Raw genomic sequence first — 24344 nt, forward strand, 5'->3', positions numbered from 1 at the left:
ATAAGCCATTTACTCCGATGTTTATGCGCCTTATAGCCTGACTTAATCTAAAGATTCATTGAACTCCGAGAACAAAGAACTAGGACGAGCAGACCCCCGAAAATACGGCTGGATGATAACTTGTCCGGTTTGTCCATACGTCCGGCGTCATTCCCCTTAGTTTAACATAGAAAAAGAGCGGACCCGCAGGTCCGCCCTCGTCCTTTCGACCCTAACCTCACCCTGCTTCGCTGCCTCGCTATCGTACAAACAGATCATTCACAATCGAGAAATGCGTGTTAATCCAGTTCAGCACCGGACTTGGCACGATACCGAGCACCACGGTTGCAACCGCGCACAGCCAGATGACGATTCCGCTTGTGACCGGAACCTGCACTTCATGATCGATGGTAGCGCGCATGAACATTTGCCTGATGATGCCGAAGTAGAAATAGTACGAGATTACGCTGCTCACGACCATAATGGCCGCAATCCAGTAGAGATGAGACTGCGCCGCGCCAAGCAAGATAAACAGCTTCCCGAAGAAGCCGCCTGTAATCGGCAGACCGGCTAATGAGAGGACAAAGACGACCATCGCCACTGCGGTCCACGGTGCCCTGTAATAAAGTCCCGAGAAGGCCCCTACCTCGTCACTTCCGGCCGACTTGCTAACCACTGTGAATACGGTAAGCGAACCGATCGTCATTAATAGGTAAGCCGCAAGATAGAAGATAAACTCACCGAAATTGGAAGCGTGCATCCCTTTGAGCGAAAGCCCAAGCGGAACGAGCAGATAACCGGCATTCGCAACACCGGACAACGCGATGAGCCGTTTCACATTAAATTGGCGAAGCGCCATTGCGGAGCCAACCAGCATCGCAGCGGCCGCCATCACGTTTAACGCTAGGAAAATATCATCCGCAATCGGCTTATCCGGCGATGAAGCGTAGAAAGCCACATTGTACACGAGGCGGAAAATAACCGCGAACGCCGCGCCTTTCGAGACAACAGCCAAGAAAGCCGTAATCGGCGTAGGCGCTCCTTGGTAGACGTCCGCTGCCCAGTAATGAAACGGTGCTGCGGCGATTTTAATACCAAGACCCGCTAAGATGAAGAAGAAGCCGACGTACAGCAGTGCCGGGAAGTCGGCCGCATGCTGCTGAACCCCCTGCGCAATCGCGCCAAGATTCGTAGCTCCTGTGATGCCATAGAGATACGACATCCCGAACAGGATCAGTGCCGAAGAAATACCGCCGGTCACAACGTATTTAAACGCGGCCTCAGACGATTGCACCGCCTGCTTGCGAATCCCGACAAGCACATAGGTCGTGATACTTAACAGCTCAAGCCCGATGTAAAGCGTAATCAGATCCCCTGAGGAAGCCATAATCATGGCACCGACGACTGCCGGGAGAAGCAAGTAATAGAACTCGCCTTTATCCACGATGTCGGACCGTTTCACCGTACCCAGACTCATCAGCACGATAAGTGCGGTCGCCACCAGGAACACGATTTTGAGCATGCTGGAGAAATAATCGATCCGGTAGCTGTCAGCCATGATTCGAATGACTGTGCTCGTTGTTTGACCGGCTGCTTCCGCATCCGACGCTTTCGAAGCCATATCCAGCATCCGCCATACGACAAAACCAAGCGATGTCAGTATGCCGCCCAGCGTCAACCAACCAATAATGGACGAACGGCGCGGCAGGAATAAATCCAGTACAGCCAGCACAATCGTAAAGGCGATCAATATCCATTCCGGGGCGAGATAGGCCGCATCGCTCCAGGTGAGCGATTGCAGCTGTTGTTGTGCGACGTCCATCGTCTACCTCCCCGCCTTCTCTGTAAGTTGCTGAAGCAGCATGTCAAAGCCATGCTTCATCGGCTCCGTCAGAACAGCCGGGTACACCCCGATCAGTACGATGAAAGCTAGCAGCGTAATCATCGGCACCGCTTCAACAAGGCGCACATCCCGTGCCGCCCCGAACCGTTCCGGCATCGAGCCGAAGGTAATGCCAAGTATACTCCGAAGCACATAGATCGCGGTTAGAATAACGCCGAGTACCGCAATACCCGTAATCACTCTCATGGAATCAAACAGTCCCAGGAACGAGAGGAACTCGCCCACGAATCCGGACAAGCCCGGCAACCCGAGCGAAGCCATACCGGCCGTCAGCAGAATGCCGCTCATAAACGGCATGCTTCTCGCCAAACCGCCGAGATCCTTCAGCTCCGTCGACCCCGTACGCTCGTAGATGCTGCCCACGACCAAGAACAGCAGCGCGGAGATAAAGCCGTGCGAGATCAATTGAATGAGCGCACCGTTTAGTCCGATTTCATTAAAGGAAGCGATCCCGAGCAGCACGATCCCCATATGGCTAATCGAGGAGTAGGCAAGCACGAGTTTGAATTCTTTCTGCACGAGCGCCAATATCGCGCCATACAGAATATTGACGACACCGAGTATGGCAAGCGCCACCGCCCAATCCTTCGCCACTCCCGGGAACATGAATACCCCGAATCGGAGTAACCCGTATGCCCCCATCTTGAGCAGAACGCCGGAGTGGATCATAACGACGGAAGGCGGCGCTTCGGCATGTACCTGCAGCATCCACGTATGGAACGGGAAGATCGGCAGCTTAATACCGAATGCGATCAGCAGCAATAGGAAGATGACCCAGCGCATCCGTTCCGAGAGATACAGCGGATTATCCTGTCCCTGCATCTGTTCCGACGACATATTCACGTAGGAGTCCGGATTCGTCAGATTCGAGCTGATGACTTCATAGCTGCCGCTGTAGCTCAGGTTCGTCTGCTGTTTATCCGGCAGCTGCTCCACTCGGAAGCCAGCCGTTGAGACAAGAAGAACGAACGCTAGCAGCATGATCGCAGAACCGATCCCGTTATAGAGCAGGAACTTATTCGCCGCTTTCTCGCGGTTCATATACCCCCAGATCCCGATTAAGAAGAACATCGGAATAAGGGTCATTTCGAAGAAGACAAAGAATAAGAAGACATCTCGCGCCAAGAAGACGCCTATCATCCCGATCTCAAGCAGCAAGAACCAGATATAGAACGATTTCCAACGTTTCTTCACATGTACGGAAGCCAGCGCAGCCATCACACCCACAATCGTTGTGAGCAGCAGCAGCGGCAGCGATAGACCATCTACGCCCATATGATATTGGAAGGAGAACGAATACGAGCTTACATCGCCTACCGCTTCTTTGTTCAGCGAGGTATTGATCCAAGTTGCCGTCTCTTCATAGACCTTTCCACCCTTGGTGCCGTCATAATCGGCATACAGCCATAACGATAGCAGCAAAGGAAGAATCGTAGCCGAGATCGCAGCCACCTTCAGCCAGCGGCTCCTATGCTTAGGTAGAAGCAGAAGCACTAGAATGCCTAGCAGAGGCGAAAATGTAATAAGAGATAGAATCGGAAGATCAGCCAGCATTACCAGAACCTCCTTCCGACAATTGCGACAATGAGAACGACGAGACCCAGCAGCGTAACCAGACCGTAGGTTTGGATTTGCCCCGATTGCAGCCTTGTTCCGCCGCGGCCAAACAGCACTGCCGTCCCGCCTGCTACTCGAACGATTCCATCAACTACGTAGTCATCCACCATATTCAGCAGCTGGCCGAGCCCGCGCAGCGGACGTACCAGCAGCAAGTCGTACAGCTCATCCATGTAATATTTGCGCTCTAGAAGCCTTACAAGCCATGGCGCTCTTGAAGATACGGCATCGCGTGCAATGGTTCCTTTGACGAAGACCAGCCAGCCCAGATACAAACCTAGCAGACCGACAGCTGCGGAAATGACCATAACGAGACCGCCGCCGCCGTGCTCCTGCTCGGCACCGTCGGTTAACCAGGTTCCAAACGTGTCGTTCCAAGGCGTTTGAATAAACCCTGCAACAACCGCAAGAACGGCTAGGATCATTAACGGAATCGTCATCGAGGACGGTGACTCATGGGCATGGTCGCCCTTCGGCTTGCCCATAAAGACGAGGAAGAACAGCCTCGACATATAGAATGCGGTGAAGAAGGCCGCTACTACGCCGACCACGAAGAGCACCGGTTTCTCGTGAAGCGCTGTATTGAGAATCATATCCTTGGACCAGAAGCCGGAGAACGGCGGAATACCGGAAAGCGCGAGCGCACCGATACCGAATGTCCAGGTGGTAATGCGCATTTTGGAGCTTAAGCCGCCCATCTCGTGAATGTTTTGCGTATGTACGGCGTGAATGACGCTGCCCGCTCCGAGAAAGAGCAGTGCTTTGAAGAATGCATGGGTGAAGAGATGGAAAATGCCGCCCGTCATCGAGCCAAGGCCAAGAGCCATCATCATATAGCCTAGCTGGCTGACCGTAGAGTAAGCGAGAATTCGCTTGATATCATTCTGCGCTACACCGATGGTAGCGGCGAATATGGCGGTAAAGCCGCCTACATAAGCGACAATATCCATTGCCGTCTGGGAAGCTTGGAAAATATCAAAAGTCCGTGCAACGAGATAAATCCCTGCAGCAACCATGGTTGCGGCATGGATCAGCGCACTGATTGGCGTCGGGCCTTCCATCGCATCCGGAAGCCAGACATGGAGCGGAAACTGACCGGATTTGCCGACAGCGCCGATGAAGATTAGTACCGCGATCCAGGTTGTTACTCCCGCCGCGATCACTCCCGTACCTCCGTCAAAGGCATTGCCGATCCCCACAAAATCAAGCGCATGATCAGGCATATACCAATAGAGCAGCAAGATACCAAGGAGTAAGCCCGCATCGCCAATCCGCGTCACGATGAACGCTTTCTTGGCCGCGGCTTTCGCCTCCGGTTTACTGTACCAGAACCCGACCAGCAGGAACGAGCATACGCCTACCAGCTCCCAGAAAATATAGAGCGTCAGCATATTATCGGCCAGCACGAGGCCTAACATCGAGAACGTAAACAGCGCTACATAGCTGTAGAAAACGGAAATCCGTTCGTCGCTCTTCATGTAACCCGCGGAGTACACATTCACCAGAAAGCTGACTAACGTCACGACTACGAGCATAATCGCCGTTAAATTCGTGACCTCGAAGCCCGCATTCATCACGAGGCTGCCGAGCTGAATCCATTTGAACGCATATTGATAATAAGCAGATCCATCTGCCATATGCTCGATCAATACGAGAATCGACAGCACCAGGGCTGCGAAGGAGCTAATTGCGCCGAGCGTCACCCCAAGCATCCGCTGCCCGCGCCCGAAGGCAAGCAGCAGCAGAAAAGCCGCGAACGGAAAGAGCGGAATCAGCCAGGCTGATTGTGAGAAACTTGTATCCATGCCGTTACCTCCTCATTTCGTCATACTCATCCGCATTGACAGTCCCGCGCGCGCGGAACAGCGCAATCAGTACGGCGATTCCGACAGCCGCCTCAGCAGCCGCTACGGCAATGCTGAACAGGGTGAACATTTGCCCAGTCAGCGAAGGGACAACACCATACTTGGAGAATGCGACGAGGTTGAGGTTAACTGCGTTCAGCATGAGCTCGATGGACAACAGGATAATAACGGCATTCCGTTTGACAAGCGCACCATAAAGTCCAATACAGAACAGAATCGCGGCCATTGTTAAATACGAGGATAACATCCTATTCGGCCTCCTTCTTCGCCAGCACGATCGCCCCGATAAAGGCAACCGTCAGCAGCACCGATACGAGCTCGAATGGAATGACATAACCGGTAAACAGCAGCTTGCCGATCTCCATCGTGTTGTCTCCCGACCGCATAAGCGACTGCTCCGGCTCCGGAAACTCGGACTGACGGATGGCATAGAACAGAATGCCGAAGAGCGCAAGGGCGCCGATTGCCGTCAAGGTTTCGCGCAGCGGTTTCACCCGCTCGGCCTCCGCCTCATGATGCTTCGTCATCATAATGCCGAAGATCATCAGAATGGAGACCGCTCCCGCGTAAATGAGCACCTGCACAAAGGCCAGAAACTCCGCTTCAAGCAGGACGAACATCCCGGCAATGCCGATGAATACAGCCGCAAGCGAGACGACCATGTGTACGACTTTGGTGAAGCTGACCATCAGTACGGCACCGCTAATGATAAGGACGGAGAACACGAAGAAGGCGACGAACTCACCGGAAAAATTGAAGTTGAACATCGTCTATTTCGCGCCCCCCTTGGCCGCTGCGGGGGCACCGATATTGTTATTGTCTTGGCGGACGTTGCGGTTGTTCTCATCCAGCCATTTCAGATCCTTGAACAGCTCATCCCGGCTGTAAGACGCCAATTCGAAATTCCCCGTCATGACGATCGCTTCGGTCGGACAAACTTCCGTGCACAGATCGCAGAGAATGCAGATTTCGAAATTGATGTCATAGGTGTCGATGACCTTCCCTTTTTTGTCCGGATCCGGGTTCGCTTTCCCTACAAGCGAAATGCACTCCGTCGGACATATACGTACACACTGATTGCACACGATGCATTTGTCCGGCTCAAAATGCTGGATGCCGCGGTAGCGATCCGGCATGATGATCGGCACATCGGGATAGGAAGTGGTAACTTTTTTCGCGGTCATTGATTTGAGCGTAACACCAAGCCCTTTTAAGAGACCTTTCATTCCAGTTCCCTCCTGAACATGACTGCCATATTTACTAGAGACGCTTCTCTCAGAGCGATCTGCCTGAGCCGGAAGCTTACTTCACGAACAACTCCATATACACTGCCGTTAGAAACACGTTCAGAATCGCTATAGGCAGCAGCACTTTCCAGCCCAGTCCCATCAGCTGATCGACGCGGATACGCGGCATGGACGCCCGGATCCAGAACAAGAAGAAGACGATCGACGAGAACTTGAGCAGGAACCAGATGATCCCCGGAATCCAGGTCAGGAACGGTGCCGGCGCATGCCATCCGCCTAGGAACAATACGGTCGTGAGTGCCGCAATGGCATACACGTACACATACTCTGTCAGCATGAAGAATGCAAAACGGAAGCCGCTATATTCGACGTGATAACCGGCTACAAGCTCCGATTCCGCCTCCGGCAAGTCAAACGGCGTACGGTTCAGCTCCGATACCGCCGCAATGACGAAGATCACGAAGCCGATGATTTGCGGAATGAAATTCCACTGCCAGAACCAGTCGCCCTGCTGCTCCGCAATGGAGCGAAGGTTGAGCGAGCCCGACATCATGATGACGCCGACTACGGAGATGACAAGCGGTACTTCATAGCTGATCATTTGTGCAGCGGAACGCATACCGCCGAGCAGCGCGTATTTGTTATTGGACGACCAACCGCCCAGTACGATCGCAATGGTCGAGATGCCCGACAAGGCCACGTAATAGAGCAAGCCCACGTTAATGTCGGCAAAATATAGCTTTTGCGTATACGGGATAACCGCCAGTACGGCAAAAGCAGGCACATAAGCAAGCGCGGGCGCGAGAATGAACAGCATCCGGTCTGCTTTGCGCGGAATCGTATCTTCTTTAATCAGCAGCTTCGTAATATCGGCTACCGATTGCAGCAGCCCCCATGGGCCAACGCGGTTCGGACCGATCCGGAATTGCATCCAGCCGATAACCTTCCGTTCAAAGAAGATCGCATAGGTGACAAAGCCGAGTACAATCACGAGCAGGATGACGCCCCATAGGAAGAACAGCAGCGCGTTTCCCCATGTCAATGTTTCATCGAGCCAAGATCCCATCAGCAGTCAACCTCCCCTACGACAATATCAATGCCGCCCAGAATGGTAATGAGGTTCGTCATGGTTTCCCCGACCAGCAGCTTCGGCAATATTTGCAGGTTTACGAAGGATGGGCGACGGAATTTAAGCCGGTATGGCTCCGCTTTGCCTTTGGAGACGATATGACAGCCGATCTCGCCTCGCGGCGATTCGATCGCGACATAGAGCTCGCCGGCAGGCGGGCGTATAACGCGCGGAACCTTGCCCATAACATCGCCTGATGATGGGAACTGCTCGACGGCTTGCTTCAAGATGCGAAGCGATTGGCGGATCTCTTCAAGGCGGATCAGGTAGCGATCATAGCAATCGCCATTCTTGCCGACCGGTACATCGAATTCGAAGCGGTCGTACAAGCTGTACGGCTTCGCTTTGCGCAAATCCCAGTCAACGCCTGTGGAACGCAAATTCGCGCCGGAGAGTCCGTAGTCGATCGCGGTTTGCGCATCGTAGCGGCCAATGCCCTTAATCCGCGCCAGGAAGATTTCGTTACCGCTGATGAGCTTGTTATACTCATCGAGTTTGCCTTCCATATAAGGAATAAACTCGCGCACTTTCTCGATCCAGCCCGGAGGCGCATCCCATTTAACCCCGCCAACGCGCATGTAATTGTACGTTAATCGCGCGCCGCACAGCTCGTTAAACAAATTGATAATGATCTCGCGGTCGCGGAATGCAAAGAGGAATGGACTCATGGCGCCGATATCAAGCAGGTATGTGCCCCACCATACCAAGTGGCTGGCTACTCGCTGCAGCTCCATGACGATCAGTCGCATAAACTCTGCCCGCTCCGGAATTTCAAGCTCCATCATCGTCTCTACCGCATGGCAGAGCACATAGTTGGTCGTCATCGCCGAGACGTAATCCATCCGGTCGGTATAAGGAATGATTTGAGTATAGTTCAAATCCTCCGCAAGCTTCTCGGTCCCACGGTGCAGGTATCCCATGACCGGCGTTGCTTCCGTAATGACTTCGCCGTCCAGCTTGACGACAATACGGAATACGCCGTGCGTGCTGGGATGCTGTGGGCCGACGTTAAGCAGCAGTTCTTCTGTACGAATCACGGCTCATCACACCTCCGGGTCTAGCGGTTCGTAATCTTTGCGCAGCGGATACCCAACCCAATCGTCCGGCATCATGATGCGGCGCAGGTCGGGATGACCCGGAAAATGAATACCGAGCAAATCATACACTTCGCGCTCATTCCAGTTGGCCGTGTTCCAAACCGGAACAACGGACGGAATTTGCGGATTGTCGCGATCCGTCTTCACTTTCACAGTCAGCTCCCGCTTCGATTGCAGCGATACCAGGTGATACACGGTTTCCAGATGCGTCTCATAATCGACGCCGGATAAGTTCCGCAAATAATCGAATTGTTGCGATTCATGCGACTTTAACAGCTCGGCACTTTCAAGCAGACGATCCGTCCGAATGACAAGCGTCGGCATATGACTGTTTATTTCATTTATGTAGGCTTCCACGATGGCATCATCAGAAACGAGTGAACGTATGAGGGCCGAAGCTTCATCCAGCTGCGGCTGCTTCGGTGACGGAGGCTTCGGTTCAGCCGGAACGGCTTCGCTCTCGGCTGCTGCTTTGGCTGCCGCCCGTGCTGCGCGCGCTTCCTCGGCAGCTTTGATCTTCGCCGCCTTCTCCGCTTCGACATCGCCGGCGGCCGGAGCATCGCCACTTCCTTCGCCGCCGGCTGCGGCTTTGGCCGCGGCCCGTGCTGCGCGCGCTTCCGCGGCAGCTTTCAGCTTCGCTTCGCGCTCCGGATCCACGGCCGCTTGCTCCGCTGCGGGCGGATTCGCCGGCGCGGCGGATGCTTGCTCCGCTGCGGGGTCGCTCGCCGCAGGTGCCGCGGGCTCGCTCACCGGAGCGGCCGCTGCTGGCTCGGCAGCTTGTTCGCTCGGCGCTGCTATCGCCTCAGCTGGTTGCGCCTCCGCAGGGGCTGCGCTCTCCGGTTGCTCCGATTGATTCGGCTGCTCCTTCTGGCCCAGATCCTTCTCTTTATCATCGCTCATCGATTCGTCACCCGCTTCCCGGTCTTCGCCTCGTAGCGGATCTTCTCTTGCAGTTTATTGATTCCATAGATAAGTGCTGCAGGATTCGGCGGACAGCCCGGTATATATACATCAACAGGGACGATCTGATCGACGCCCTTCATAACCGCGTAGGATTTCACATACGGTCCGCCTGCGGTCGCGCATGAACCCATGGCGATTACCCATTTGGGCTCTGGCATTTGATCATAAAGTCTGCGAAGCAGAGGTCCCATCTTCTTCGTGACCGTACCCGCCACAATCATAACGTCTGACTGACGAGGAGATGTGCGGAACATAACGCCGAATCGGTCCAAGTCATAGTGGGATGCACCCGTACCCATCATCTCAATCGCGCAGCACGCCAGTCCAAAAGTTAACGGCCAAAGCGAGTTGCTCCGAGCCCATGCCTTAAGTTCCTCCAGCGTACCCATAAATACGTTGCGTTCCAGTTCTTTGCGTTCCTCTGGCGTGATCGACTCTAAATTGAATTCCATTTGAGCACCTTCTTTTTCCAGGCGTAGAGTAATCCAATTAACAATAATCCTGTGAAAATGGCCATTTCAACAAGCACAAATAAGCCGAGCTGCTTATACGCAACGGCCCAAGGGTATAGGAAAACGGTTTCGACATCAAAGATAACGAACATGAGCGCAAACAAGTAGTAGCGCACATTAAAGCGGACCTGACCCTCCCCAACGGGCTCGTTCCCGCTCTCGTAAGTGGTCTTCTTCTCTTCATTCGGTTTGTGCGGACGCAGTATACGGCCGACAGCCAAAGCAACCACCGGAAGTAGGATACCGAGTAGAATGAAGATCGTCACAATCACGTAATTGTTGATGTACTTCTCCACACATTTCGCCTCCATGGTTATGAGTCTATAGGGCGGGATAGGTGCTGACGCCTTGGTCAATTTTCCCTCACAATTATAACAAACCCTGCCACTTGCGTCTATGATGTAGTTGGATGCGCTTCCTTTTTACAAAAAAGGCCAGAATCTGCAGGTTTTCCCCATTAGAATGTACAGCTGTTGGAAATTTTATGCAAATTAAACTATTGAAAAAGGGTAGATAATCGCAGGGAGACGTTTTGGGGCTGGGATCTCGATACTTCGAAATTCTAACGAACCGTAGAGGTCTTATTTAGCCGAATACCGGTACTTCGAAATTCTAACGAACCATGGAGGTCTTATATTGAAATAGTCGGCTCCCAAATCGCCAAAAACCGTTAAATAGAGCCTCTACGGTTCGTTAGAATATTATTGGAGCTGTTTTGGGGCAAATAAGACCTCTACCGTTCGTTAGAGAATTCTGGATTCCGCAGTTCGCACACCGAGTGCCTCGAGCAGCACATCGTGCAACTTATCTCACGTTCGCTCCTTTCAATTCGAACCTCACAGTTCACACCTCACACCACACCGATCACACATCGCCCCCACATTTTCTCAAATCGCACTTCACATTTTGCACCGTTCGTTCATTCCGTACCTTGCACCACCCTGTTCACACTTCGCCGTCACAATTCGCAGTTCGCACCTTGTACTTAACACCTCACACCTTAAAGGTCGGACTTCGCTCTTCACACCTCACGCCTCGCACTCCTCATCCCGCACTAATCAACGCGAAACTCCCGAAACACATCAAGTTGTTAATAGTAGAACACCGCCCCCGCCAAGCAGTCGCCCCTTCTCCCAACACACGAAAAAAGACTCCCTCTGCGCCTAGTATGGCGAAAGGGAGCCTCTAACACGATTCATTACACAGCAGTTGTGATATCTTTATCGTCCGACTTTTTTGGGCCTTCTTGCGGAGTGCCCTCCATAGAAGCGCTCTTATCCACCGACTCTGCCGACTCTGCAAGCTTCTTCTGCCTCGCTAACAAGACAAATACGAAGCCATAATACATCCAATAGAGTACGAATTCCTCCAGCGACGGATCTTGGGTATAACCAAGGAACGCCTTGAAGAAAATGCCGATTTGGCCGTTCAGAATCGGATGATTGCCGGTATCGCGGATATAGTTCGTTTCGTCGATCGGATGCTCAGGCATGAACCAGGTCAGATCATACATCGCGCCAACTTCGCCGCCCGGCGTGTGATAGACGCTGCCGATCAGCTTCAAATCCTGCATGACGCCAACCGCTTGGACGAACAATCCTGCTGCAATCATGATCAGAAATACGCTCGTAATTCTGAAGAACGTGCTGATCTGAATTTTTTTACTGCTTTTGAACACGACGATCCCAAGCACGCCTGCCGCAACTAACCCGAACAACGCTCCCCAGCTTTGCAGTACCTTGGAAATGTCGCCGGAGGAGATGGCAGCAAAGAAAAATACGGTCTCCACGCCTTCCCGAAGGGTAACAAGGAAGGAATGCACAATCATATTCAGCGCGCCGCCGGCCGTAAGAATAAGCGCTACTTTCTGCTGCAGCTTACTTCGCATCTCCCGATTCTGCTTACTCATAAACAGGATCATATGGGTTAACAATCCCGCAGATACCAGCAAAATCCCAATCCGCAAATATTCCCGGCTGCCCATTGTCGCATAACCGTCCAGCACGATTTGGAAGACCAGGGCCACGCCAAGGCTGGCGATAATCGCCATAACAACCCCGAGCCACACCCATTTGTTCCACTTCGACTGGCCGATTCGATTTAAGTACGAAATGATAATGCCGACAATCAAGATGGCTTCGAACGCTTCGCGAAATGTGATGAGAAAGGCTTGCAAATTCATGCGAAGAGTCACTCCTTACCGTTCGTAAAATGAGCTAACCCGCCCTGCAAAGAGGACGGGAAGCGGTGGTTGCGGGCAAACGAAAAGCCCCTACTTATTGGATTGCGATAACTCTATTTGATTACGATAACATGACCTTTTTCGAAATAGATATGGTTCCCGGAAAGCTCAGCAATGGCGCGGAGCGGCAGGTAGGTCACGCTGTCTTTTACAACTACCGGTTGATCCAGCTTGAAGTCTGCAACAGGCTCGCCGTTCTTCAGGACTGCATCGCTGCCAATTGTTAGAGCAAGCGTTACGCCATCTTTCGTTACCGAAGCTGTTTTCGTTGTATTGTTGAAGTCAACTTGGAAGCCCAGCAATTGCAGGTAACGAGTAGGTACGAGCGTACGGCCGGTAGCTTTCTCGATGAAAGAAGGCGTTACTTCTTGTGCCGTGCCCGATACTGCTGCTTCTTTGTCGCCGACATTGAAGGAAATGCCGTCAACTGTTGCTGCATAAGCAGCCATTTTGTAGCCGATTGCGCGAACTGCATCTGCATTGCCTGCAGCGGAAGCTACAAGAATTTCGTCAGTCAGGGATTTTGCTTCTTTGTAGGTTGCACCAAGGAACGGCTCAAGAGCTGCGAAGAAACCATAAAGCTCACCGCCTGTACCAGCTGCGTCAGCTGCGTCGCCCTTCTCGAGTTTCTCAAGTACTTCGATTGTGTACGCACTTACTTTTGCGATGTTGCAACGGATGATTGCTTTCTTGATCGCATCATAGTTGAATTGTTTCGCATCGCCGGAAGCGAATGCTTTGTATACGAGATCTGCGTCAGGAGCGTCTCCACCCTTCAGGTAGCCATATACGCTCATGTAGTAGAAGTAGCCTTTGATGATTGCCGCAGGTTTCTCGGCTGCAGCGACCTTTTGAACATCATCAGCTGCTGAAAGCGTTGCAAGGGCAAACACTTTGATCAACGTTTTATCGAGTAATTGACGGTGAACGTTAAGCGATGTTACGTCTTTCTTCTCGATATCTGCTTTGAAAGCAGGGAACAACGTTTCCGTTACCAATTTGGAAGAGGAAGTGCCGAATTTGCTGTCTGTTGCTTTCACTGTTGCATCGATGGCAGCGGTGTAAACAGCAACTGTTTTGTCAATGAACTCTTGCGCTTTGACTGTGTCGCCTGCAGTAAGGGCACCTTTCGCACCTACGTTTGTCAGGTTTTTGATCAGGAAGTAGAAGTACCATTGCAGACCTTTATCAACGGCTTGCTGCGTTTGTTCATATGTAAGCTTGCCTGCTACTGCGTTCTCCAGAACGAAGTTGACATTCTCATTGATGACAGGGTCGCCGGCTTTGATGCTGTCGTCAACGCCTTTAACGTTAAGCTTGAAATCCGCTTCGAATTGTTTCTTGATATCGGCTACCGGTTTCTTCTGAGCAAACATGTCGAGCAGGTTCTGGTAAGCTTTCAGTTGGGGTGCTACATCGGTATTTACCGGTGCTTTCTGTGGTGCATCATCAGCAAATGCAGTTGCTGCGAAAGTGAATACGGCAGCTACCAGCATTGAAATCGTAAGAAGGATGGATAAAAATTTCTTCATTCGGTTCATCGTTTTGAACACTCCTTGTTTAATTAGGGATGATTGCCGCTTGCACTTGCTTAGAAAAACCCTTTGCGTCTAGCCAACCAAACCGCACCTGCTCCAATGATGAGGACGCCGCCGATTACACCGACAGTGACGCCCGTATTGGTTTTGTCCGTACGCGCCATTGCGGCATGTTCCTTCGTGCCGTCAATGGTCTCAGGCTCTGCTGCCGCTGCCGCGGCTTCGTCCGCTACTGCCGTATTGTCAGTCGCAGCTGCATCGTCTGCTGCATTGTCAGTTGACTCCGAAGCATCAGTGGCTTGATTATCAGCTGTATCAGCAGGCTCTTCGGCTGCTGCCGTTTGATCATCCGCCGATGCGGCTTGATCGTCGGCAGGCGCTGCATCCGTAGGAGCGGCTTCTTCAGCTGCCGGCTTGTCACCATCGGCCGTTTCCGCTGCATCCGGCGCTGCCGCGTCCGGTTCTGCCGTAACCGGCTTGTCAGCTGGCTGTTCCGTCTGCTTAGCAGGCTCGGTCGGCTTAGTAACCGGTTTATCAGGCTTCTGCGTCGTGCCTTTATCTGTGTTGCCTGAGTTCGTGCTTGGTTTTGCGGTTGTACCTTTATCTGTACTTGTACCGGCACCGGCAGCCGGTTTGGTCGGCTCCTTGTACGCGGTATAAGGGAACAGCGGTTTAAGCGAGCTGTAAATACGGTTGACAGCATCTTTCAACGCTTTCTCGTCAGCGTCCTTCTGCCCCACGCCGAACAATCCCGGATTGCCGATGGCATCAAGCGCGACATCAAAGTCGGCGCTTAAGCTGCTCATTTTGGCAGCTGAGAGTTTGGCTTCCGCGTAAGGAGTCAGCGCAACGAAGGTTGCGCGTGCTTTGGCAAGCAGCATCTTCGCATTCGTGTAATCACTTACATCCTTCAGCGTGTTCTCGAATCGCCGATCAAGGTTCATGATTAGAATCGCCTTGTAATTGGCAATCGTCTCCTTCGCTTTGAGAGACTTGAAGTTAGCATCTAGCGTAGCGGCTACCGAATTGCCGAAATGAGCGGCAATTTCTTCACGTCTTTCTTTATGAGCGGCCAGCGCAGTGTTCCAGTCCGCAGGAGATTTGCTGAGCGAGGCTGCAACGATCTTAAAGGTTTCCGCGACATCCTCTGTATTGGCATCGCCATATGAATAGGCCCACGCCCCCGTTGGTGCAAGTGAAAAAAATAGCGCCATGACCAGCATTATGGTCTTCGTAAACGTCAAACGCATGATTGCATATCACCTTCCGTCAGACATAAATTCATATAAAATTCATATTGCAGATGACCCGTTAACAATGATAATCATTTTCAACTGAGGTGTCAATCACTTTTATTTCCTGAAATTGCCTTGCTAATTTTCCGGTAGATTGGTCCTATTTGGGAGAGAGAAGAATGGGAGCGGAAGCCAGGTGCTTTGGCGGCGAGTCGTGTTTATGAGGTGGTTGAGGGTGGCGGATGCTAAGGCTGAACATGCGATGGTCTAACAGGAGGTTCAAGAAGTACTGTGCACAGTAGAAAAGGTGTATTTTGAACGGAGAAAAAGAAAACCCCGCTGCCCGCGAGGTTAATTCTTCGGTTTCCCTATCCACTTGTATAAACGAATCTCGTTATAGACCGGCTCAAACAGCTCCTCGCTCCGATAGACCGCGACCGGCTGCACGCAATCCCGCAACGAGCCTACCTGCTCTTCAAACCCCTTGAGCACGTGATCCGTCAATAGAATCGTCGCCTCCGGATCCGCCTGCACATCGGCAATAAAATAATCGTAGGTTTCGATTCTACGGTTGGTTACCGGCGAATGCAGGTATTGCAGCACACGCATCTCTTCCCACGTGTAGACGACGAATCGGCTTGAGGGATTGTCGCTGGCCAGCTGCCGCAGCCCCTGCTCAAGCCGATACACAGCTGGCAGCTCCTTCGCCTGCCTGGCGACCAGCGAGCCGCCCACCGCCGCCTGCAGCGCAATGATGCAGGCGGCGAGCAGCGCGGCCGCGGCCGCCAGCGCGCGGCGCGCGCGCAAGCCGCGCTCCGCCGGCGCCGCGGGCTGCTGCGCAGCAGCGGATGCACCGGGCACCGCCGGTGCATCCGGCGCGGCGGGCCGCGCTAGCGGCGCTGCCGCGCAGAACAGCGCAAGCAGCAGCCACATCACGCCGATGAGCGGCGTGATGTGGCGTGGCTTGTCGATGTTCTGCGCCAGCAGCGCCCAGGCGCCGTAGGCGCTCGCGAGCGCAGCGAGCGCCCCCGGCAGCGCCGGGCGGCGGAGCCATGCCGCCGCCCGGGGCGCCAGGCGCGGCTCGCCCGCGCTCGCGCCGCCGCGGGGCGAGCGTGCCGCGCCCGCGGAGAGCACGGCGGCGAAGAGCAGGCCCGCCGCCGCATAGAGCAGTGCCGTAGAGCGGGCGAACATCCCGCTCCACAGCACATTATCGCCCGCGAAGCGCAGTGCGCGCTCCGCGAAGCTCAGCCCGCTGCCGGCGGACGCAACCCCGCCGCCCCACTCGCTGAAATGGCCCGCCGTAAATGCGGCGGCGAGCTGGATAAACCCGAGCAAGCCGCCTTCGCTAAGCGCCAGCCCGGCTACCCACAACAACTGAAACACAGCGGCCAGCGCACCAAACAGCACGATGCGAGGCCACAATCTCTTCCCTTGTCTTCGCCAGTTCACGCAACTCACGACCAGCAGCCATACCAGCGCCAAGCCAAAAGGCGCAAACGAAAGTCGGATCCCCATCAGCAGCCCGAACACAAACAAAGCCACTACCATTCTGCCCCATGTGGACCGCTCCATCGCCCGCCACCAGCTCCATAGAAACCACCACAAGAGCGCGATACCTGCCCCCTCCGACATCGGCCTGACTGATTGCAGCCACAGATAAGGCGCTGTCAGCACTAAGAGCACGGTTAGAACAGACCACAGCGGAGAAAGCATTCGTCTCGCAAGCAGCCAAATCGGAATCGTCGCCAGCGCCGTCAGCCCGATGTTTAACGTCTCAAACGCATAAACAGCATTCGGGATGAATCGCTGTACAGCCAATGCCCCCATGACGAAATACGGATATCCCGGAAAATGCGGCTGCATCGCCAGCAGATCGAAACGATCAAGCGCCAACACAAAATCAACCTCATCCCAGCTCGCCGCATACGGACTCCTGTGCATGAAGCTGTAAACCACCCACAGGATGACCCCAACAAGAAGAAAAGCCGGTGCAGCCACCGACTTCAACGTCATTTTGTTATCCAGCTTGCTTACTCCACGAGCTTCCCCGCTTCGTCCATCCGCCCGAACCCGCTGCCGCACCTTTCTTCCCCCTTTACAACTGTGACTCATTTCACTCGGTGTTCCCTTGTTTTCACTTCGCGTTTCAATAAATGTTTCACTTCGTCCCGCCAGGCCCAATCGCAACCGTGCCAGTCTGCTTATGCCGCACACCGCGTTTGTTTCCCACCGGGCGACGCATCTCTTTCCAAACCGCCGGAAGCACATTGAACATGTACTTGCGAAACTTGATGAAGGATTCCCCGTGCGTACGCACTTGGTAGGTAATCGGCACTTCTTTCATCACGAAGCCCTGGCGCACCAAATTCAGCGTCAGCACTTGAGCGTAGTTGTAATCGTGGATGATTTCGGCATGCTCCATAGCTTCCCTTGAGAAGCCGCGCATCCCCGATTGTCCGTCCCAGATCATCCGGCGCAGCAGCACAGCCTGCAGCAAGGTGAAGCAGATATTGCCCAGCCGGCGATGCAGCCTCATCCCGCGAATGACGCCTTTAAACCGCGAGCCCATCGTGTAATCGGTATGTCCCTCTCGAATTGGCGCGATGACATCCGGAATTTCATCTGCCGGATATTCGTAATCCGCATCGATCATAAGCCCAATATCCGCACCGAGCCGCACGCAAGAGGCAAGCCCCTCGCGCACCGCAGCACCAAGTCCTCGATTTCGGACAAAAGAAACCACATGGTCCGCTCCCGCTTCCCTTGCTTCTTGCACCGTTCCATCCGTGGAACCATCGTCGATGACAAGCACCTCAACCTGCCAATCCGGATGAAAATCACGCGGGACTCTGGTTATAACCTTGCCGATATTCTGTTGTTCGTTATGCGCCGGAAGGAACACAATCAATTTCTTTTTCACGCTGCCCAGCTTCCTTCTATCCAAAATTTACAATAGATTAAACTTTTACTTATCTAATTCAAAAGCATCCGAGAGAACCGGTCCACGGCTATGACTCGGCAGCGGAGCACCAAGCAAATAACTAAGCGTCGGCGCAACCGACACGAGCGAGTGCTTCGCCTCAACCTTCACACCTGCACGCACATGCGGGCCGTACATAAAGAACGGAACGAAACGCTCTCCTTCATCGAGATGGCCATGCCCGCCAATGCCATCCGCTTGTCCATGATCCGCACAGATAATGAACGTAGCATCCTTCGCGTGACCTTGGGCTGTAAGCCATCCCACGAACTCAGCGATGAGCGCATCGGCTTCCTCAATCTTTTGCCGATATTCGTCGTACAGCGCTCCCATGCTATGACCGGTTTGGTCCGTCGCAATAAACTGTACGACGAGCAAGTCCGGATTCTGCTCCGCCATAATAAGCTTTGCACGTTCCATGATGTTGCGGTCCGCTTTGTCGTTATGCATAACGGCCGTTACGCTTTCCACGTCTTCACCCATCGAGTCAATCAGATGAGCGATGCCGAGGAGTCGTCCTTTTTTCCCCACCTTGCGCAGGCTGTCGAAGATCGATTCGACTTTAATCCCGAGCTTCCATACCATATTCGAAGTAATCCCGTGCTCGCGCGGGTACGACCCCGTGAACATCGACGAGAAACAGACTACTGTACGTGCAGGATAAAGAGTTTCCATTTGCGTGTATTCCGTACCTTCTGCGCGCCATTTCTTCAGGAATGGGGCATTGGCCTCTTCGAACCGATCCTTGCGCATCCCATCGATGACAAGTACAAACACCTTCCCGCTGCTCGCCTCTTCAGGCTGGGCTTGTACCGGAACGGTGTAGCCCTCCACTTCTTTGGGCTTCCAATCAAACAGATTGCGATGCAGGATCCATGCATAGAGCGCTACACCCAAGAGGAACAACACATAACTGCTCCATGTAAAATCAACCTGTGCTCCTGCTCCATCCACGTCCGCCCAATAGGAGCCTCCCGTATCCATAATAAACAGCAATAGCAGAAACTTCGGCAGCTGCTCTTGGGCATTGCCGCTTGTGGAATCGCTATTTTTCAGGACGAGCTTCCAAAATCGTTTAAAGTTCCACCACGAGGTACCAATGCGCAGATGATAATAGAAGGTGCCCCAGAAATAGATCGTGAAGAACAAGAACAATCCAATCGCCGCCGCATACAGCCCCATATCCAGATACGTATCTCGCCACAGCACGAGCGCACCAATAACCGGGAACCACAGATAATTACGCAGAAACAGCGGAAAATCAAAATGAAAATAAAGGGCAAACAGCGGCAGTGCCGCCAGAAGTCCAAGTCCAAACTGCTCCCAGAAGCTACCGTCTCCCCAAGCATTCATGTGGTAGAGGAGATACACACCAACCGTAAAAATCGGCGTAAACGGCTTGCCCTCATTCAACAAGTTCCAGCACCTGGCTGCAACAATTTCAAATCCTGACGCTTTCTTCACGATTTCTTCTGCCTCCCTCTATCCTTTAAGCCGAACCATTCCTTTAATTCCCTCCGGGAAACAGCTCCAAGAACCAACGCTGCTGCTCCTGCTGTATAGGCAAAACCAAATTTATAGCCATGCGATAATAACGCAGCTGTATACCCATCACTGCCGGCAATGCCGAGCAACCCAAGCGAGGCCGTTAAAGTCGTCTCATAGGTTCCAATACCGCCAGGCGTCACATGGAACAGCTGTCCCGCAATCGTCATGCTATTAGCCCAAACGGCTTGCAGCAGGCCAACCTGCAAATTGAGCACATGAACTACACCGTATACAACCGCACCTTCCAGCACCCAACTGGCGAGCGTAAGCAGCGCAACTGCCGCTCCCCTGCGCGATCCAATCGTCGTCCACAGCCGCTCGAAATGCCGTTGAAACGGTTTCCACTTCCTGCTTAGCCATGTAGCCAGGGCTAGCATGACCACTCCCAGAACAATCATTACAAGCAGGAAGCGAGGCGAAAAAGACAATCCCAGCGTGATGGCTCCAATTGAACCAATGAGCAGCAGCGAAACCATATCCAGCAGCCGCATCATCGCCACAGAGTGAAGCGCATCATCAAAGCGCATCTTCGATTGCCGAGCCAGCATTCCGGTGCGCGCCAAATCTCCTAATTTAACGGGCAGTATATGATTAACCAATAGACTAACAAGTAAGGGATACATGTATGTACGCAGCCGATCCTCGTTCTCCCGGGCCACATATAATCGCCAAGCTACCGCTTTCAGCCAAAAGGAACAGCCATATCCTATCGTCATAGCTGCAATCCACCCAGGCGAATGGAGCAGTCTCCTGAAAGCTTCATCGATCTGACGGCCATGAAACCACTGCAGCGACAGCCAAACAAATACGGCTGTCATTACCAGACCGCCGCCAACAATTACTGCTCTTTTCATTTTGTCACCTGTATCCTGTTACTCTGTTCTATCACTCTGCTCTATCACTATCGATCAGCATTGTTGAGAACAGTTATCAATTAAGTATAAAGGCCCTGTCGAAGCCCGTCAATTTATATTCCACTTAGCATTATCTACCAGCACACCACTCACTGATTCCTCTAAACTTATAATTTGGTAAAAATATGGGTAAATTTACCGTTCTTGATTTATCGAAGCCTAGTATACACCAGCATCAATGAGAGTTTTGCAAATAGTGCGGTATCTAGCGCTTTTATCGAACTTACTTGGCGTACAATTTTAAATTGAAATCGTCTAATCCTATTCCAGATTGCAAAAACCCTACCTTTAAATGACCTATTTCTACCCTTTACATAACAATATTCTCTATACGGAACTTCATTATTAGTAAAAAATAGATAATGTGAGCGCTTCACATACGAGAGGAGTGAAATTAATGAAAAAGAATTCACGCTTTATGTCTCTATGTTTGTCACTTGCAATGCTGTTTGGCGCACTAATCTTACCGTCTTCGGCCGGAGCGGCGTATGGCGATCGAATTACGATCACCGGTACGAACTTCTATGCAGGCGGTCAGCAGATCTTTATGAATGGGGCCAACACGCCTTGGAACAGCTGGAATGATTTTGGCGGATCCTTCGACTACACGTGGTGGGATAACCATTTCCAGACGCTTCACAATAACGGCATCAACTCCACGCGGATCTGGATTACCTGCAATGGCGAAGTCGGCATCAACATCGACAGCAGCGGAAACGTATCCGGCGCAACAACCGCTCACTGGAACAACCTCGACAGTCTCTTCCAAATCGCGCAAAATCGTGGTGTCTATGTCATGGCAACACTGATGTCCTTCGACCATTTTAAGAACACCCACACCAACTACAACAGCTGGCGCAATATGCTCAGCACGAACGCCAACATCGACTCCTACGTGAACAATTACCTCATTCCATTCGTGAATCGCTACAAGAGCAACCCATGGCTCTGGTCCATCGACCTGATGAACGAGCCGGACTGGGTATATGAAGATGCTGCAGCCGGTCAAATCGCATGGGCTCGCCTGCAAACGTATTTTGCCAAAGCAGCCGTCGCGATCCATCAGAACAGCAACATTCTCACAACGGTCGGCCTAGGCATGGTCAAGTATAACAGCGCTACTCAATCCGGCTCCACCGACAACAAAATAAGCGATGCTGCCTTGCAGGCCCAAGTCAGCAACACACTCGCGAAGGTCGACTTCTACTCCCCTCACTACTACGGCTGGCAAGACCCTTACTTCGGCATTCCATTCTACATGACGCCTACCGCGTTCGGTATCGTCCATGACCGCCCTGTCGTGATTGGCGAATCCCCTGCGCTTGGTTCCACCGGTCATACCATTACAAGCGACTTTGCTAATGCGTACACCAATGGATACGCAGGTGTTATGCCTTGGACGTCTAACGGTGTCGATAGCAATGGCAGCATCACGAACCTCGGACCTGCTACACAAGCATTCCGTGACGCACACTACTCCCTGGTGTTCCCGCCAGCAACCACGGATACTGCAAAGTTTAATTTCGAGAGCAATTCCCTGCAAAGCTTCTTCGGCCGAAATGGTCTAGCCGTATCTGCAAGTACGGACCGCGCCTATGCCGGCAGCTATTCTTTGAAAATGACCTCTAGCGCAACAGGCGTGGCTACCTACTATGCACAACTCGATAATCCAAGCGGGTTAAGCGCGAACACCACGCTTTCCTTCCGCGTTTGGGTACCAAGCGGCGCAGCCATTGCATCCATCCAGCCTTATGTACAAAGCAACAACTGGACCTGGTATGGCAACTATCAAACCTATGCAAGTTTGACGAAGAATGCATGGAACACCATCACCTTAACAATCCCTTCCGGCGCAGCCACACCGATGAAGAACATCGGCGTTGAGCTCGTCACATCCGGCGCTTGGAGCGGAAGTATTTATGTAGACAGTATTAACTAAATAAAGCTTAATTGTAATTTACATTAAAGGGACTTATGTGCATGCACATAAGTCCCTTTATACATTCGCGCCACACCCACCTTATTAGTCCAATTTACCCAATCTGATTCCTATTACCTATTTTCATAATAACCCCTTTAAAAACCTACGTTTCGCTATATTTCTTACTCTTTCCTCATTATCTTTTTTGAAAATCCATAATATTATCGACGAATTTCGACACACTCTGCACCATTACCTTAGTATGATATTTAATATATCTTCATGGAGGTAGAGGCGATGCCAAATTACTTTTTCAAAGAAGTGTGGTCCCCCTTGAAATTGATTGGTGTCCGTTTTTACCGGGATGATGACAACTATCTGTGGATTAAAATGTGGTCCAAGCAAAGACGACGTCTTGGCTGATTAAACCGTTTTATCACATCTACGTCTATAACCTAGATCCTGTTCATACTTCTCACTACATCAAGAAGCCTGGCGTTTATGGGTCATGAATTATATAAAGGTCTTGTAATCATTTCGTTCATGGGTTGGATAAATATCTTAAAAGCGCTCTAATAAAAATGACTGCTCCCCAATTTCCACCAGGGAGCAGTCGTTTTGTTTGTTCGGTCTGATTAGGCCATGCCCTTCATGATTTCTCTGCCGGCCTCGACTTGGCTATTAAACTCTTTACGGTAGTCAGCAATGATCGCAGTACTATAGCCGTTAGCCTTCAGCTGAGCCTCGACCTCGCCTACGATTGTATTAAAGGAAGCTGTGCAGGCATCAAGCTTGGCGTAGCCTTGATTCTTCAGCTTCTCCTTCAGCTTCGCATCATTCGAGCTGATGTATTGGATGCCAATATCCATCAGCGCGGCTTGGCAGCTATTTTGCAGGGAAGTAAGACGCGTCTGTGCATTAGCTGTAATGGACTCGTAAGAAGGCTTAACCGGTCCAGAACCACCGCCAGTGGAGCCACCTGTCGACCCGCCGGTAGTGCCGCCGTTAGAACCAGTACCAGTGCCACCAGTACCTCCATTATTGCCTTGTGATCCATGCTCAGCCCGATAGGCTGCAGACTCTGCATATACTTGCTTCTTCACCGGATCCCACTGTATAGCAGTTCCTACCGCTTCCGACATGAAGCGTACCGGCACATACAATGCACCGTTCACTATGTATCCGGACTGTCCATTAGGCAGCACCTTTGCTTTGCCATCCACGACAACCTTCACACTCTTCGGAGTAAGCTGCACGGACACGCCGCCTTTAGCCGACACTTCATTACCATGTGCAGTGACATTAGTAAGGTAGTCCTTCAAAACAACAGCTTCTTGTTTATTCGGATTCGCTACAGTAACCTGAGAAGCCTTAGCATCCCACTGCACGCTCTTCTGCAGGGCATAAGACACAAAACGCAGTGGCACGTAAGATGTGCCGTTAACTGCAAATACGTATTGCCCATCCGGAAGTACAAGCGTCTTCCCGTCGAACACCATGTTGAACGAGCTTGTCTTAACTTTAAGTGCAGCTGAAGGAGCTGCGGCGACGATGGATTGGAGCGTCAGTAATATTGCTGTGAATAAAAGTAAGGAAAGCGTTAGTTTACTAGCTTTGCGGTTTAACATTCGTATGCACCTCTTCTTAGAAAAAC

General features: G+C 52.2%; 20 protein-coding genes. 1 reads left to right on the forward strand and 19 read right to left on the reverse strand.

Features of this window, described 5'->3' with window-relative positions; all coding sequences use genetic code 11:
* Positions 1–238 precede the first annotated feature (238 nt).
* From AC6ESO_RS22870 to AC6ESO_RS22955, 18 genes are all read right to left on the reverse strand, one after another.
* Positions 239–1801: an NADH-quinone oxidoreductase subunit N gene (locus AC6ESO_RS22870; RefSeq protein WP_497093419.1), complete on the reverse strand. Its 1563-nt coding sequence runs from the start codon at positions 1799–1801 to the stop codon at positions 239–241.
* 3 nt (positions 1802–1804) lie between these two features.
* Positions 1805–3436, reverse strand: coding sequence for a complex I subunit 4 family protein (locus tag AC6ESO_RS22875; protein ID WP_497093420.1), 1632 nt, complete (start codon positions 3434–3436; stop codon positions 1805–1807).
* Positions 3436–5304, reverse strand: a complete 1869-nt coding sequence (gene nuoL, locus AC6ESO_RS22880; RefSeq protein WP_497093421.1) for an NADH-quinone oxidoreductase subunit L — start codon at positions 5302–5304, stop codon at positions 3436–3438. The genes AC6ESO_RS22875 and nuoL overlap by 1 nt, the downstream gene beginning before the upstream one ends.
* A gap of 4 nt (positions 5305–5308) precedes the next feature.
* Positions 5309–5611: an NADH-quinone oxidoreductase subunit NuoK gene (nuoK, locus tag AC6ESO_RS22885; RefSeq protein WP_090982274.1), complete on the reverse strand. Its 303-nt coding sequence runs from the start codon at positions 5609–5611 to the stop codon at positions 5309–5311.
* Position 5612: 1 nt separating this feature from the next.
* Positions 5613–6131: an NADH-quinone oxidoreductase subunit J gene (locus AC6ESO_RS22890; RefSeq protein ID WP_497093422.1), complete on the reverse strand. Its 519-nt coding sequence runs from the start codon at positions 6129–6131 to the stop codon at positions 5613–5615.
* Between the two features lie 3 nt (positions 6132–6134).
* Positions 6135–6590, reverse strand: coding sequence for an NADH-quinone oxidoreductase subunit NuoI (gene nuoI / locus AC6ESO_RS22895; protein ID WP_494819331.1), 456 nt, complete (start codon positions 6588–6590; stop codon positions 6135–6137).
* A 76-nt stretch (positions 6591–6666) separates the two neighbouring features.
* The gene (nuoH, locus tag AC6ESO_RS22900) at positions 6667–7677 is read right to left on the reverse strand and encodes an NADH-quinone oxidoreductase subunit NuoH (protein WP_497093423.1); all 1011 of its coding nucleotides are present in this window, start codon (positions 7675–7677) and stop codon (positions 6667–6669) included.
* A complete protein-coding gene (locus AC6ESO_RS22905; RefSeq protein ID WP_497093424.1) occupies positions 7677–8777 on the reverse strand; it encodes an NADH-quinone oxidoreductase subunit D in 1101 nt (366 codons plus the stop codon). Before AC6ESO_RS22905 ends, nuoH begins: the two co-directional genes overlap by 1 nt.
* Before the next feature lie 6 nt (positions 8778–8783).
* Positions 8784–9737, reverse strand: coding sequence for an NADH-quinone oxidoreductase subunit C (locus AC6ESO_RS22910; protein ID WP_497093425.1), 954 nt, complete (start codon positions 9735–9737; stop codon positions 8784–8786).
* Positions 9734–10252, reverse strand: coding sequence for a NuoB/complex I 20 kDa subunit family protein (locus AC6ESO_RS22915; RefSeq protein ID WP_090982261.1), 519 nt, complete (start codon positions 10250–10252; stop codon positions 9734–9736). Before AC6ESO_RS22915 ends, AC6ESO_RS22910 begins: the two co-directional genes overlap by 4 nt.
* Positions 10237–10623: an NADH-quinone oxidoreductase subunit A gene (locus AC6ESO_RS22920; protein ID WP_494819630.1), complete on the reverse strand. Its 387-nt coding sequence runs from the start codon at positions 10621–10623 to the stop codon at positions 10237–10239. The genes AC6ESO_RS22915 and AC6ESO_RS22920 overlap by 16 nt, the downstream gene beginning before the upstream one ends.
* An 887-nt stretch (positions 10624–11510) precedes the next feature.
* The gene (locus tag AC6ESO_RS22925; protein ID WP_497093426.1) at positions 11511–12494 is read right to left on the reverse strand and encodes an FTR1 family iron permease; all 984 of its coding nucleotides are present in this window, start codon (positions 12492–12494) and stop codon (positions 11511–11513) included.
* Between the two features lie 113 nt (positions 12495–12607).
* Positions 12608–14095 carry a copper amine oxidase N-terminal domain-containing protein gene (locus tag AC6ESO_RS22930; RefSeq protein WP_497093427.1) on the reverse strand — a complete coding sequence of 496 codons (1488 nt, stop codon included), beginning with the start codon at positions 14093–14095 and terminating at the stop codon, positions 12608–12610.
* 50 nt (positions 14096–14145) lie between these two features.
* The gene (locus AC6ESO_RS22935; RefSeq protein ID WP_497093428.1) at positions 14146–15342 is read right to left on the reverse strand and encodes a hypothetical protein; all 1197 of its coding nucleotides are present in this window, start codon (positions 15340–15342) and stop codon (positions 14146–14148) included.
* A gap of 336 nt (positions 15343–15678) precedes the next feature.
* Positions 15679–17340: a glycosyltransferase family 39 protein gene (locus tag AC6ESO_RS22940; RefSeq protein WP_497093429.1), complete on the reverse strand. Its 1662-nt coding sequence runs from the start codon at positions 17338–17340 to the stop codon at positions 15679–15681.
* A gap of 145 nt (positions 17341–17485) precedes the next feature.
* Positions 17486–18247 carry a glycosyltransferase family 2 protein gene (locus AC6ESO_RS22945; RefSeq protein ID WP_497093430.1) on the reverse strand — a complete coding sequence of 254 codons (762 nt, stop codon included), beginning with the start codon at positions 18245–18247 and terminating at the stop codon, positions 17486–17488.
* A gap of 45 nt (positions 18248–18292) precedes the next feature.
* On the reverse strand, positions 18293–19771 hold the full coding sequence (locus AC6ESO_RS22950) for an alkaline phosphatase family protein (RefSeq protein ID WP_497093431.1): 1479 nt from the start codon (positions 19769–19771) through the stop codon (positions 18293–18295).
* Positions 19768–20709 carry a lysylphosphatidylglycerol synthase transmembrane domain-containing protein gene (locus AC6ESO_RS22955; protein ID WP_497093432.1) on the reverse strand — a complete coding sequence of 314 codons (942 nt, stop codon included), beginning with the start codon at positions 20707–20709 and terminating at the stop codon, positions 19768–19770. The genes AC6ESO_RS22950 and AC6ESO_RS22955 overlap by 4 nt, the downstream gene beginning before the upstream one ends.
* Positions 20710–21166: 457 nt before the next feature.
* Between AC6ESO_RS22955 and AC6ESO_RS22960 the strand changes: the two genes are divergently transcribed.
* Positions 21167–22708 (forward strand): hypothetical protein, encoded by a 1542-nt coding sequence (locus tag AC6ESO_RS22960; RefSeq protein ID WP_497093433.1) that lies wholly within the window; start codon positions 21167–21169, stop codon positions 22706–22708.
* 617 nt (positions 22709–23325) lie between these two features.
* Here AC6ESO_RS22960 and AC6ESO_RS22965 read toward each other — a convergent pair.
* Positions 23326–24318, reverse strand: coding sequence for a stalk domain-containing protein (locus AC6ESO_RS22965; protein ID WP_497093434.1), 993 nt, complete (start codon positions 24316–24318; stop codon positions 23326–23328).
* Positions 24319–24344 lie beyond the last annotated feature (26 nt).

It is taken from the genome of Paenibacillus rhizoryzae, assembly GCF_059686995.1.